Origin of the sequence: Aurantibacter sp., from assembly GCF_039941195.1 — a bacterium.
Classification (GTDB): domain Bacteria; phylum Bacteroidota; class Bacteroidia; order Flavobacteriales; family Flavobacteriaceae; genus Aurantibacter_A.
Map to the genome: position 1 here is coordinate 41,552 of NZ_JBDVFA010000029.1, position 13,926 is coordinate 55,477.

General features: G+C 34.4%; 13 protein-coding genes. 4 read left to right on the plus strand and 9 right to left on the minus strand.

From position 1 onward, the window contains the following. Positions 1-6 precede the first annotated feature (6 nt). The 4 genes from ABJF52_RS05605 to ABJF52_RS05620 are packed head-to-tail and all read right to left on the minus strand — an operon-like array spanning position 7 to position 4,707. Complete coding sequence (locus tag ABJF52_RS05605) at positions 7-1,224, minus strand: beta-ketoacyl-[acyl-carrier-protein] synthase family protein (protein WP_348147518.1); 1,218 nt, start codon at positions 1,222-1,224, stop codon at positions 7-9. 46 nt (positions 1,225-1,270) lie between these two features. After that, positions 1,271-2,026, minus strand: a complete 756-nt coding sequence (gene fabG, locus ABJF52_RS05610; RefSeq protein ID WP_348147521.1) for a 3-oxoacyl-ACP reductase FabG — start codon at positions 2,024-2,026, stop codon at positions 1,271-1,273. 10 nt (positions 2,027-2,036) lie between these two features. Then, positions 2,037-3,164 carry a WG repeat-containing protein gene (locus tag ABJF52_RS05615; RefSeq protein ID WP_348147524.1) on the minus strand — a complete coding sequence of 376 codons (1,128 nt, stop codon included), beginning with the start codon at positions 3,162-3,164 and terminating at the stop codon, positions 2,037-2,039. A 10-nt stretch (positions 3,165-3,174) separates the two neighbouring features. Then, positions 3,175-4,707: an aromatic amino acid ammonia-lyase gene (locus ABJF52_RS05620; RefSeq protein ID WP_348147527.1), complete on the minus strand. Its 1,533-nt coding sequence runs from the start codon at positions 4,705-4,707 to the stop codon at positions 3,175-3,177. A gap of 119 nt (positions 4,708-4,826) precedes the next feature. Between ABJF52_RS05620 and ABJF52_RS05625 the strand changes: the two genes are divergently transcribed. After that, positions 4,827-6,068, plus strand: a complete 1,242-nt coding sequence (locus ABJF52_RS05625) for an NAD(P)/FAD-dependent oxidoreductase (RefSeq protein ID WP_348147530.1) — start codon at positions 4,827-4,829, stop codon at positions 6,066-6,068. A 2-nt stretch (positions 6,069-6,070) separates the two neighbouring features. On the opposite strand, the gene ABJF52_RS05630 is transcribed toward ABJF52_RS05625, so the two are convergent. From ABJF52_RS05630 to ABJF52_RS05640, 3 genes are all read right to left on the minus strand, one after another. Next, positions 6,071-6,667: a hypothetical protein gene (locus ABJF52_RS05630; protein ID WP_348147533.1), complete on the minus strand. Its 597-nt coding sequence runs from the start codon at positions 6,665-6,667 to the stop codon at positions 6,071-6,073. A gap of 106 nt (positions 6,668-6,773) precedes the next feature. Then, entirely contained in the window at positions 6,774-7,382 is a 609-nt protein-coding gene (locus ABJF52_RS05635; protein ID WP_348147536.1) for a hypothetical protein, read from the minus strand. A gap of 59 nt (positions 7,383-7,441) precedes the next feature. Next, the gene (locus ABJF52_RS05640; RefSeq protein WP_348147539.1) at positions 7,442-8,713 is read right to left on the minus strand and encodes a serine hydrolase domain-containing protein; all 1,272 of its coding nucleotides are present in this window, start codon (positions 8,711-8,713) and stop codon (positions 7,442-7,444) included. A 222-nt stretch (positions 8,714-8,935) separates the two neighbouring features. Here ABJF52_RS05640 and ABJF52_RS05645 point away from each other — a divergent pair, with 222 nt between their 5' ends. Continuing rightward, on the plus strand, positions 8,936-9,493 hold the full coding sequence (locus tag ABJF52_RS05645; protein ID WP_348147542.1) for a sugar O-acetyltransferase: 558 nt from the start codon (positions 8,936-8,938) through the stop codon (positions 9,491-9,493). Positions 9,494-9,507: 14 nt separating this feature from the next. On the opposite strand, the gene ABJF52_RS05650 is transcribed toward ABJF52_RS05645, so the two are convergent. After that, a complete protein-coding gene (locus tag ABJF52_RS05650; protein ID WP_348147545.1) occupies positions 9,508-10,341 on the minus strand; it encodes a phosphatase PAP2 family protein in 834 nt (277 codons plus the stop codon). A gap of 51 nt (positions 10,342-10,392) precedes the next feature. Next, a complete protein-coding gene (locus tag ABJF52_RS05655) occupies positions 10,393-11,439 on the minus strand; it encodes a nucleoside hydrolase (protein ID WP_348147548.1) in 1,047 nt (348 codons plus the stop codon). 225 nt (positions 11,440-11,664) lie between these two features. Between ABJF52_RS05655 and ABJF52_RS05660 the strand changes: the two genes are divergently transcribed. Beyond that, positions 11,665-11,901, plus strand: coding sequence for a hypothetical protein (locus tag ABJF52_RS05660; RefSeq protein ID WP_348147551.1), 237 nt, complete (start codon positions 11,665-11,667; stop codon positions 11,899-11,901). Positions 11,902-11,998: 97 nt separating this feature from the next. Then, positions 11,999-13,900, plus strand: coding sequence for a sensor histidine kinase (locus tag ABJF52_RS05665; RefSeq protein WP_348147554.1), 1,902 nt, complete (start codon positions 11,999-12,001; stop codon positions 13,898-13,900). Positions 13,901-13,926: the final 26 nt, after the last annotated feature.

Here is a 13,926-nt window from a genome sequence, read left to right on the forward strand (position 1 = left end):
TTCAGGCTAGCATTTTTTTATGATAAGTGCTGAGTTTGTACCACCAAACCCAAACGAATTAGACAAAAATACATCAATTTTTTTTTCTAGAGTTTTACGAACGAGGTTTAATTTAATTGAATCTTCATCTGGATTTTCAAGATTAATGTTTGGTGCTACAAAAGAATGCTGCATCATTAGCATTGAATAGATTACTTCACTAGCACCAGCCATCCAACACTCATGTCCGGTCATTGATTTTGTTGAGCTTACAGGAGGGTTGCTTTTTCCGAATACTTCGTAAATTGCTTTTGCCTCATTAGCATCACCAACGGGTGTAGATGTTGCATGGGCGTTTACATAATCGATTGCAGATACGTCTAAATTAGCGTCTACTAGTGCTTTTTGCATAGCACGAGAAGGGCCTTCCACATTCGGAGTTGAGATATGTTCACCATTAGATGAAAATCCATATCCGACTACTTCTCCAAGAATTGGAGCTCCTCTTTTTATGGCAGACTCGTAACTTTCTAAAATTAATGTAGCACCACCTCCACTAGGTATAAGTCCGTTTCTGTCTTTGTCAAATGGTCTTGAAGCTTTCTCAGGGTTATCAGTATTGATGGCGAAAACCCCTAAGCCATCAAAACTTCCCATGGCATACTTATTAATTTCTTGTGCTCCACCGGCAATAATGCAATCTTGCATGCCGCTTTTAATTAAATGATAGGCCATGCCAATAGCGTGAGACCCACTTGCACATGCTGCGCTAATAGTGAAATTAACGCCTTTTAGTTTAAAAATAGTAGCAAGATTCATGGTTACCGTTGAATTCATTCCTTTGAAAATGGAACCAGAACCCACGAGTGTGGTGTCCCCCTTTTCTTTAATAATGTCAATTGCTTCAACAGTAGATTTTGCAGTACTATCATTTCCATAGAGGATGCCTACTTCGTTTGCATCTAAATATTCTTGGTCAATTTTAGCATTTTGCAATGCTTCATGAGTAGCCATAAAAGCATATTGAGCTTCTTGCCCCATGCTAATTCGTTGTCTTCTAGATAGTAGCGATTTTAAATTTGGTTCAGGTACCATGCCTGTTAATGGAGAACGATATCCGAAATCTGCTCGTTCTTGGTCGAAAACAATTCCTGACTTACCGGCAAATAAAGAATTTTTTACTTCATCTAGGTTTTGACCTATACATGAATATATACCCATGCCTGTAATAACAACTCTTTTCATTATATTTTTAAGATTGTGGAACTAAAACTAAATTTAAGAAAAGTCTTTAAGAATAAATACCCCCATTAATGTTTATTACTTCACCAGTAATATACGCCGATTTGTTAGAAGCTAAAAAAGAAACAACGTGCGCAACTTCTTCAGCGGTGCCAAATCTATTAGCAGGAATCATTTTTTTTAATTCTTTTTCGTCAAGCTCTGCGGTCATATCGCTACTAATAAAACCTGGCGCAACCGCATTTACTGTAACGTTTCTTTTCGCTACTTCTTGTGCAAGAGCTTTAGTAGCGCCAATAACAGCACCTTTGGCAGCAGAATAGTTGGTCTGACCTGGAGTCCCTTTTAGACCAGATACTGAAACCATATTAATTATACGACCATACTTATTTACAAGTAATTTTTGGATTAAAGTATTGGTCACATTAAAGAAGCCGTTAAGACTTGTGTCAATAACTTTAGACCAATCTTCTTTAGGCATCCACATAAATAGTCCGTCTTTTGTAATACCTGCATTGTTGACGATTACCTCTATAATGGAATTTTCATTTTTTTCTAACCACGAGTCGAGCGTGTTTTTTACTGCTTCACCATCAACAACATTAAATTGCATTAATTCTCCACTACCTCCAGCTTCTTCAACAAGTTTTAAGGTTTCTTCAGCAGCAGTTTTGTTACTGTTGTAATTGATAATAAGTTTATAGTCTAAATCTTTTGCTAATTGAATGCAAACGGCACGACCAATACCTCTAGAGCCACCAGTAATTAATGCATATTTTTCTTTTTCAGCTTTATTTTCTTTCATAGGTAAAAGGTTATTTAGCTGGTGCAAAATTTTCTGCATTTTTATACCACGTATCTCCTAATAATTCGCCATTAGTATTGATAAAACCCCAACCTTTTTTTGTTTTTACTCTGGCAAGTCCATTATTAAAACCTTTTTGAGCGTTTTTTTGAAGAAAAGAAAATCCGGCCGAAATATCATATTCCATTGGGATAACTAATTTGCCAGTTTTATCAATGAAACCCCAAAGCTTTTCTTTAACAGGTGCTAGACCGTCAGCTGAAAAAGTTTCGGCGTCTTTAAATTGAAAATCAATTACATTTTCTCCTTTCTCATTAATATAACCCCATTTTTTATTTTGCATTGCAGGTGCCAATCCGTTTGAGAAACCTCTTACCTTATCGAAATTTGGTTCAATAATCCATTCACCTTTATTATTTACAAAACCTATTTTTTCACCTTTTTTAGCATAGGTAAGATTGGAGTCGGAACCAAAATCCCAAATTTTTGTTGCTCCAGAAATTGCAATATACTTACCATCAGCTAAGACGCCAATTTCCGTGCCTTTTTTTGCCCATATTCCATTTTCATTATAAGTGCCAATTGCATCATACTTCGCAGGCACTACTACTTCTCCTTTGGTATTTATGAGTCCCCACAATTCACCTTCTTTGTATTTGGCATGGCCATTCCAAAACTTTTTTATGGTTTCAAATTTAGGTTCAACAACCAATTTTCCATCTGTACCAAGTAATCCTACTTGTTCTCCTTTTTTAAACAACGCCACGCCATCATTAAAATCGTAATATTTTTCAGTTTCTTCAACCTTAAGAGCTTCTCCTGAAGTATTAATGTAATGCCAGTTATCTTCCTTTTGCACCAATGCTAGACCCGAATTAAATGCTTTTACTCTATCATAATCTGGTTGAATAACCCATTTGCCATTTAAATCAATAAAGCCCCATTTTTTACCTTCTAAAGCTGCAGCTAATCCATCTGAAAAACTACCAGCTTTTTTAAATTCGGTTTGTAAAACAACATTGCCGGAGGTATCTATGTAGCCTACCTTACTATCTTTAAAAACTAAGGAGAGGTCTTGTGCATAAGAAATACTAATACCTATAAATAAACAGAGAATAAAAATAAATTTAGTTTTCATAATTTTTAATTTAATTGTTCTTATGGTTAGTGATATATTCCTTCACTTGGTTAACATAAGGGTACATTACAGTATCTTCTTTAAATGCGGGAACAATTTTACGAACGGCATCATACATGTTTTTGGTTTTTGTTGACACCACATCTTGCACTTGTAAATATTCTATGGCCTGTACTACGGTTATCATTTCTATCGCAACCACTTCAAAGGCGTTTTCAATAACTTTTTTAGTTATTAAGGCCGCATTAGTTCCCATGCTAACAATATCTTGATTGTCATTGTTATTCGGAATACTGTGCACGTACATTGGGTTGGAAAGCATTTGATTTTCCGCGGTTGTCGATGTAGCAGTAAATTGTACCCCTTGCATACCGAAGTTTAAACCTAGTGTTCCTAAGTTAACAAAAGGAGGTAAAATGTCATTTAATTTGGAGTTTAATAGATAGTTTAGTTGTCTTTCTGCAAGCATGCTCATTTTGGCAACGACTATTTTAAGTTTATCCATTTCCAGAGAAATATAATCACCATGGAAATTTCCGCCATGATAAACATTCTTTTTTTCAACGTTAACAATAGGGTTGTCATTTGCAGAATTCACTTCTTCTATTAATACGTTTTCTACCGAGTTTAAAGTGTCTAAAACTGGCCCTAATATTTGTGGGACACAACGTAGTGAATAATACTCTTGTACTTTTTCTTCGAAAACAGAAACGTTTCCGTTAGTGTCGGTATATAAATGATGCTCACGTTTTCTAGTTAATGAACTATCTTTTAAATGACTTCGCATGGAGCGTGCTATTTCACGTTGGCCATGGTGTCTTTTTGTTTCATTTAAGTCAGATGAAAGGTGATCGTCATAGGCTTGTACAATTTCGTTAATTGCAGAAGAGCAGCTAATGACCCACTCTAATAATCTACGCGTGTATATGGCATTTACAATGCCTACCCCTGTCATTACTGAAGTTCCGTTTATTAATCCAAGACCTTCGCGTAATTTTACTTCAATTGGAGTGATGCTTTCTATTTCAAAAACCTCTTTAGTTGGTCTTCTTTCACCTTTATAGAATACTTCGCCTTCCCCAATTAGCACTAGTGCTAAATGCGCTAATTGTACTAAATCGCCACTAGCACCCACACCGCCATGTTCGTAAATTAACGGTGTAATATTTTTATTTATCAAAGAGGTCATTACTTCAATAGCCGAAGGGTGTACTCCTGAGTTTCCAAGACTAAGAGTGTTTAAACGCGCCAACATTGCTGCCTTAACGTATTTTGGTGCAATAGGATTTCCGGTACCCGAAGCATGACTTCTAATTAGATTATATTGCAATTGAATAGTTTGCGAATCTTTAATCTTGTATTGAGCCATGGGCCCAAATCCTGTGTTAACGCCGTAGATAACTTTGTTTTTTGAAAATTCCTTCAAGAAATCGAAACTCTCCTGAACCGTTTGTATTACTTTGTCATCAACAGAAATTTCTTCCTCATCAAAAATAATACTGTAAAAATCTGTAATTTCTAACTTTCCTTTAATTTGTGGCATCTATGGTTGATTCTGTGCGGTATATGCAATACCTTAGTACGTGAAAAAATATATAGCAAATCAGTCGGCAAATTTAAGATTTTTGACGGATTGAAGAAGCTAATACTCTAAATATAAATATGTCAGAAAACATCGACGTTTTAATTATTGGTGCAGGTCCTTCTGGCGCTGTTGCGGCAGCATACCTTCATAATGAGGGATTTTCAATAAAAGTAGTAGAAAAAAATAAATTTCCAAGATTTGTTATTGGTGAAAGTTTAATTCCGCGTTGTATGGATCATTTTGAGGCCGTAGGATTGTTGGATTGTATTAAAAAGAAGAATTTCGAAATAAAAAAAGGCGCACGTTTTATGCAAGGCCCAATTGTATGTGAATTTGACTTTAGTAAAAAACATACCGATGGTTGGGATTGGACGTATCAGGTGCCTAGAGCAGAATTTGATAAGACTTTGACTGATGAATTACAAAGCAGAGGCGTTGATATCGATTTTGAGAAAGAAGTTATTGACGTTGAATTTGTGGACAATGTCTCGCATACGACTATTAAGGATGTTGATGGAAAGGAAACAAAAATAACAGCAAAATATATAGTAGATTCAAGTGGGTTTGGCAGAGTGTTACCTCGTTTGCTTGATTTAGATAAGCCTTCAGATATTGGTAAGCATTCGTCAATTTTTACACATGTAAAAGATGTAAATAGACCAGAGGGTTGGGATGGCCATAGAATAACTTTTGATATTGTTAGTCAGTCTACTTGGTTGTGGGTAATACCTTTTTCTAATGGCATTACAAGTATTGGCTATGTTGGACCAACTGAATATTTGGAATCATTTAAGGGTTCTAAAGAAGAACGGCTCCGTGAAATGATGAAGCTTTCGGATTATTATGTTGGTCGTTTTGATGGTTTGCCATATGAATTTGAACCAAGAATGATTAAGAATGTCGCTAAATCAGTAAAACAACTGTATGGTAAAGGATACGTGTTAACAGGCAATAGTGCTGAATTTTTAGATCCTGTTTTTTCATCTGGCGTAACATTTGCTACTGAATCTGCTCATTTAGGGGCTCAGTTAATAGTTAAGGAATTAAAAGGTGAATCCGTTGATTGGGAAGTAGATTATACGCAGTATATTTTGGAAGGTGTAAATGTTTTTGGTACTTATGTGAAGGAGTGGTATACTGGAAATCTTCAAAAAATATTTTTTAGTGGGTCTGAAAATCCGGTTATTAAAAGCCAGATTTGTGCTGTGTTAGCAGGGTATGTTTGGGATAGAAGTAATCCTTTTGTGAAAAATCATGCACGTTTAGTAAAAACGGTAGCACACATAACAGATTTAGAAAAGGAAAATGCTAAAAGCTAAAATTAAGTTTTTCTACAAAAGAATTTTGCTGACCATCTTCCAAGTTCTCCATAGGCTGTAGTAATCTTTTCAAATTCATCACCATCAGCTATTCCATGTATTTGTAAGGGTTTAGTGCTATAGAGCGGGTTCTCCAAATCATTGACATTATAAATTTCAAAAGTTACTTCTAATTCCGCTTTTTGGTGCCATAACACGATATCAATACCAGGATGAATAAAATGTACTTTTATAATCATTATATGTTTTGCCTCGCTGTAGTGTTTTGAAACCGTTACATGGCGATCTTCTAACATAAAATTATTAAATGCGGTTATGAATGTAGGTTCATACCTATTTGTTCTATTTTCAAACCATAATTTTTTGAATTCTTCACCGGAGCCTGATTCTTTTTTTTCTCTTTTGGCTACTTGTGCTTTTATGAAGGCTTCTTCAGTATCATAATTATGTATTTCTAGGTTGTCTGAATACTTAAAAACAATTTTATATTGATTGATTTCAGCAAGATTTTCTAGAGCTCCTTTATCTGTTTCAAATTTTTGAGAAAAACCTGAATAGGATATGATAAGCGCTATAAAAAATAAGATATGCTTGGTCATTGTACTAATGAATTAGTAGGGTCGCAATCTAATTCATTTTTAAGTTTCTCCCAAAAAAAACCTGTCTAACTATAGACAGGTTTTTAACATTAAACTACTCTTGATTTTAGAATGCTTTTTTTAATACCATTTTAGCAAAGGATTTTCCAGTTTTCGCATATCCTTCTCCAATACGATCTTCATTATCAAAGCTGCTACCCCACTGATCGCCGGGGGCATTTTTGCTAGATACTTCAAGTAATACATTGTCTTTATTGGCTGTTTCTACGAATTTTAAATTGGTAGTCACTTTTGCAGGCTGTTTCATTACGCCAGCATCCCATCCTGGAAATATCCATAAAGTTTCAACTATTAAGGTGTATTTTGCATCGGTTAGATTTTCGCCAAATTTTAAACCTTCATCTTCGTAAAGGTATCTGTTCATCAATTCTAAAAATTTTGGAGCATAAATTAATTCTCTAGCAGTAATCCATTTTTTCTCCCATGTTTTCCCTTTGCCAGGACTCTTTTCCTCTAATTCGGCAGAATGTTCTTTAACATAATCATCGTTTGAAATATTCTTTTTTAAGAGTGTCAAATTATCATAAACAAATTCAACATTCATTTCTGTTTGCCCTTTAATAAAATTAAAATCGCCTTGTTCTACTTTAAGTTTTTGACTTTGAGCGTTTAAGGCAAATAGTAAACAAATTGACAACGTTGTTAAAAATTTCATAGTTTTTATTTTTATAGTTCTGAGAATTTTATGTGCTTCAACAAGTTAGGTTAACATAATTAATCATTTATTGTTGTGAATATCATCTGACGAAATTTCCAACCTGTTTCGTCACCTGGGGTATCTCGCATTTGTTTCATTAAAATACCAATTACGTTTTCTTTTGGATCGGCAAAATATTGAGTGTTAAAGTAACCGCCCCAGTCAAAAGTGCCCTCGCTACCCATGCCTCCTATGTCTTGGCCACGTTTTGTAACTAGCCCAAATGCTAAACCATAATCCTTAGCTTCTCCACCAAATAAATCACCAGACTGATTACTCAAAATACTTTGTACAGTTGTTCTACTTAAAATTCTAGTACCATTTAATTCACCATTATTTAAATACATCTGTAAAAAAGTAGCATAATCTTTTGCTGTGCTAGAAAGGCCAGCACCACCGGAGAAAAAGCTTTTTGCTCCCTTTTTTGGATAATCTGGGTTGTAGAAAGTAGTTGGAAAATTTTTCCAATTGCCATCTTTTTTAAACTGAATATTTACCAGTCGATTGTGCTTGTCTTTTGGTAAATAAAACCATGTATCATCCATACCCAAAGGGTCAAATATTCTTGTACGTAAGAATTCATCGAAAGGTAATCCGGAAACTACCTCGATAAAATAACCCAGAACATCCAAACCTTCACTATAAACATAGGCGGTGCCTGGATCATGATGTAATGGAAGTTTTGCTAGTTTTTTAACGCTTTCTTCAATCGTGATTTTTTCAGTTGTAAAAAGATCTGTAACTCCTGCTTTTTTATAAATAGTCTGAAAACGTTTGTCTCCATCGATTACACCATATCCTAACCCAGAAGTATGTGTTAGAAGATGTCTAATTGTTATTTGGCTTTCTGCTGGTTTGGTAGTATAGCTTCCGTCGGCCTCATTAAATGTATCTAGAATTTTAGCCTCACCAAATTCTGGGATATATTTTGAAATTGGATCATCTAATTTAAATTTTCCTTCTTCCCAAAGCATCATTACCGCTGTTGAAGTAATTGCCTTTGTTTGTGAAGCAATTCTAAAAATAGTATTCTTATCGAGTTTGTCTCCTTTTTCATTAGAAGTGCCATATGCGTTATGATAAACAATTTTACCATTTCGAGCTATTAATGCAACAACTCCAGGTATTTGGTTTTCGGTAACCGCATTCTTAAGCATTGCATCAATTCGGTCAATACGCTCCTGTGATATATTCGCTTCTGCGGGTGAAGTAACTTTAAGAATGGTTGTTTGTTGGGCATAAAAATTGGTTGTAGAAAATAATAGAATTAAAATGAGGATTTTTTTCATAATTAGGTTGGTTTTAAGAGGTTTAAATTAAATAATTTGAAGGAGTTTAATAGGAAACAATTATTATTTTTCATAAAAATTGCTATTCTCACCCACAGCGGTTAAAAGAGAGGGCTATAATTTTTGCAATAGTAGCTTAAGTATGGAAAAATGTCGTGTATTCATTTATTTATAAATTGTAGATTCTTAGTTCGAATATTGATTTGATAAAATGGAATTTTTATGACTGAAAAGGAAAAAATGATAAAGGGTTTGCCTTATGATCCATTAGATAAAGAGCTAATCTCTGGAAGATTAAATGCTCGTAAATTGACAAGAAAAATTGCTGAGATTCCAATGGATAAGGAAAAGCAAAGAAGACATATTTTTAAGGAGCTTTTAGGAAGTACGGCAGGCAGGTTTTATATAGAAAATCCATTTCTCTGCGATTATGGATATAATATACATTGGGGAGAGAATGCCTATGCTAACTTTGGTTGTATCATATTAGATGCGGCTCCGGTGCATATAGGTAAAAACGTTATGATGGCGCCAGGAGTAAAAATATTAACTTCTACACATCCTTTGGAATATGAAGCAAGAAATTCTGGGATAGAAACAGCGGAACCAATTTATATAGGTGATAATGTTTGGATTGGGGCAGGTGTAATTGTTAATCCTGGAGTTTCTATTGGAAAGAACTCCGTTATAGGTTCTGGAAGTGTTGTGGTTAATGACATACCAGATAATGTTGTAGCAGTTGGCAATCCTTGTAAGGTACTTAAGACAATTGCTAATTAAAAAAAGTAAAATATTTAAAATTGCATTGAAACCCCTAGAGTTCCAGGTCCGAAATTAAGATTCCAACTTGTCTTTTTAGAGTGCGAATTATACTTTTGATCATACTTTCTGTCGAGATAACGATCGATACACTCTACAGTGGCAATGCTTATAGCAAAAGCAAAAACCACATCGCTTACCCAGTGCTGATTATCCCAAAGTCGAGATATTCCAGGAATAGCACCTAAAGTATAAATGCCAGCTTTTGCCCATGGACTTTTAAATTGTTTGCCAATGGCGTATGCGTTAGTAAAAGCCAAAAGCGCATGTCCAGATGGAAAAGAATGATAATTTCTGTCGCTTTCGAATGGGGAAAAAGTGTCTTTTCCTAAGCCAGCTACTGGTCTAGCTCTACCCACAAGAGATTTCATTACTTGTTGTAATAATCCAGTTGAGGTTGCAGATGCAATAAGTAGAACCCCTGTTCTTCTAAGTTTTTCATTTTTAGTAATTAATCCTACTAAATAAACTCCTGAAGTAACCATGTAATTGTTTTCGGGACTTCCGTAAAATTCCCCATACTCCCTAATAATAGGAGGTGCGCTTGCTCTGTTAGATTTTATAAATTCTGAAGTTTCATCATCCACTAAATAAAGTGCGCCGGTGCCAGCTAATACACCTCCAAATTGTGCCCATTGTTTTCCCTTCCATTTAAGTGGTTGAATGTATGAGTATCCAACACTCTTAAACATATTGCCAGCATCGTATTTAAATAGTTGCCAACGCGATTCATCGGTATTAGTAATTGAATCTTGAGCAATGATATTTAAAAAGAAAAACATCATTAATATAGTTATAAGTCTTTTCATAAAAAGAGCTAAAATAAAATTTCAAAAAGAATTAAAGACTAATCCTTTTATTTATTTCACGGAAACATACTTCGGATTATTCATTGTTTCGTAAAAATCAGCAATAACGGCATCGCGATCGAAATTTTCCCAAATGGTAATTTTTCGGTTGTTATTAGGTCGTTCAACCCATTGGTTGTTTATTAAAATTGGACATGGAATGCTTTTTGTTTCTCCCCAGGAATCATTTTTTAATACCGAAAGCGCAACCATATCAAACAATGGTCGTGATGGGGTGACTTTGTCTGTTCCAAAATGTTCAAAAATATGTTCAAAAAGGTTTGCAGCGTAATCGCCAAAATTATCAAATGTACCACCATGCCTTCCAGTTATGGGTTCAATCGCTTTTGGTCCTAATCCAGCCATTTTTTCATCAACTTCTACTTTTGTAACGGCTACGGCATCGGTTCCAGAAGGTTGACCATAACGTACCGTGACCATTTCAAATGGAATTTTACTGTTTAATACATAATTCATTGCTATGGTATCGTTGTCCTGATTGTATTCTCCCGACTTCGGATAATTACTACCCAACCATACAATTTTAGTTCGGTCTACAAAAGTTGAATCTTTCTTAATGGCCAATGCAATATTTGTTAGTTTTCCTACAGCAACAATAATTACATCTTCTTTTTTTGTTTCCTCTAAAATAAAATCAACTCCATCTTGTCCGTCATATTCATTAGGATTAAAATTTGTAGATATTTCTTCAAAATTTCCCTCAGCACCTTTTAATAAGGGTAGTGAATCTTTTAAATTACATAATTGCATTACACGTTCCGCCTCGTCGTAATGGCCTTGTACATCAGTATCGTTTCTAGTGGCGTTTACGGTTATTCCTTTTACATTAAAAGTATTACCGTTTAATAGCATATAGGCAATTGCAAATTGGTCGTCCAATTCGTTATTTGCGTCGGTGTCAAATATTAATTTAATTCTAGAGTCATTTTTTTCTACTGTAGATTTTGTGTTGTTTTTAGAATTTTCTTTTTTAATTTCTTTACAGGAAATTATACTAAGTAGTAAAATAAGTAGTGGAAATAAGAATTTAGGTTTCATATGCATTTTATAAGTGTATGGATGAAAAATACAAAAAATAGATTTAGAGAATTAGTAGTTATATACCGATTTCTATGTTTTATAATTATTAATTGAGACTAGACCTTTAATTAACTAGGATTTTCTCAGGGTATACCCTGAATAATATAATTCAGGGTATACCCTGAGAATTATATTGTTGAGGTTTAACAACTTGCAGCAAATTACAATCCTAAATATAGAACCATGAAAACTTCAATTGTTTTACTTTTCCTTATCATTCTAAATACTTCTGCATTATTGTCAGAGCCTCTGGCGGTTATAGTTAAAGATTTAAACCCGTGGTTTTTGGTAGCACTTGAGGTTGTATTGTTGTTGTTTTTTTATTTGAATAACCAATTAAAAGGATTGAATGAATTAGCTAATATCGATTTAAGTGATATTGAACTTTTTGTAATCAAACCTAAAAAAAATTCGAAATGATGTAGTTGTACTAGGTCTTAGCAATTCTATTATCAAAATACATTTAAAAACATTAGTGCTAACAATTGTATCTTTAAGAACCTGAAAACCAATACATATGAAAAACCAACTCTTCTGTCTTCTTTTCATTTTGCTTTGTTCTGCATTAAGCTTTGGACAAACAAAGGAGATTGATAGTTTGAAAGCTGAGCTATTGAAATCTTCAATTCAAGATACCACAAGAATTCGTATGTATATGACTTTGGCAAATACCTATCACTCCTACAGTGTAGATAGTTTGGCGAAATATGCCAAATTAGGAGTGAAGTTATCTAAATTAAATAACGATTATCTTTTAGGTCGCACCTCACTCAATTTAGGACTCGCTTTTCGAGCGAGAAATCAAATGGATTCTTCTCGTTATTATTTAAACAATGCTCTCAAAATAGGAAAACTTAAAAAGGATACACTTTTACTGAGATACGCTTATACCAATTATGCTCTAACACTTATGGATGATACTGATTTCGATGAAAAAGTTCAAGTAAGCTTAGAGGTAATAAAATTAGCCCAGGATAATAATTATTACTTGGCGGAAGCTGAATATAACCTTGGTGTAGTTTATGGGAATGCTGGTTATGACAGCCTTGGTCTAAAGTACTTCAAACGAGCATTAACTAGTTCGGAGATAGGTGAAAACAATAAATTTCTATCGTATACTTTAATGAATTTAGTTCTATACTCGTTTGAAAGTAATAATCTAGATGAGGCTAAGGCCTACCTAGATAAAATGTCAACACTTTGCGAGAAAATGAAATTACCGAAAGTTTGTTTTAATTATTACCAAAGACTAGGCGCTTATTATGATAAAGTCGAAATATTCGATAACGCTGAAAAAGCTTATTTAAATGCGATACAAGAGGTTGAAAATATGAACTCCCCATATCATCAAATGTATAGTCATATCTCTTTAGGGGAACATTATGTATTGGCTGGAAATTTAGAAAAGGCCATTCAAAGTTTTGATAAATTCGAAAAAATTAATGAGAACAATCCAACACGGAGCCTAGAATTCTGGGCCTTTAAACAAAGGGCAGAAGCAGAGAAATTGATTGGAAATCATGAGATTTCCAATAAATACTTAGAAAAGTATATCAAGATTAATGATTCCTTGAATTCTGAAAAGAACAAAACTTCAATTGCAAATGCCGAAGCAAAATACCAGACTGTAATAAAAGACAAAGAAATTGCCGAACAAAAACTGGCACTAGCAGAAAGCAAATCAAAAACCCGCACTATGAATATCTTAATTGTTTCCCTCCTCCTAGGGTCAATTTTATTATGGTTCTCTTTTCGACAGCGCCAAAAGCGCATGCAGCAGCAGTTGGTCACCATAGAAAGAGAGCAAGAAGTCAGAACCTTAGAATCCCTCATGGAGGGCGAAGAAAAAGAACGTCTTCGTATCGCCAAAGAATTACACGATGGTGTCAACGGGGATTTGGCGGCCATTAAATTCAAATTGGCATCATTGTTAGAAACCAATAATCAGGTTATCAACGAAGCGGTGGCCATGATTGATACGAGTAGCGAACAGGTACGTGCCATTTCGCATAATCTAGTGCCGCCATCGTTGAGAGATTTTAACCTCTTGGAGGCGGTTGGTACCTATTGCGAAAATATGAACTCGGTTCACCAACCTGAAATAACATTTCAACATTTAGGGAATGCCATAGTATTGAATAAAAAGCAAGAGGCAAATCTTTTCCGAATTGTTCAAGAATTAGTCACCAATAGTATCAAACATGCCAAAGCAAAAGAAATTCATGTACAATTAAGTAATGTTGAAAACAACTTGCAATTGACCGTTGAAGATGACGGTAAAGGTTTTGATGAGAACAATGTTAATGGCGATGGTATTGGCATGCAAAACGTAAAATCTAGAGTTGAATACCTCAACGGGTTAATGGATGTTAAATCCGACGGAAAGGGAACTTCTATTACGATAACTATTACCGATTAATTTAAAATAGTAAAAAACAAACTCAA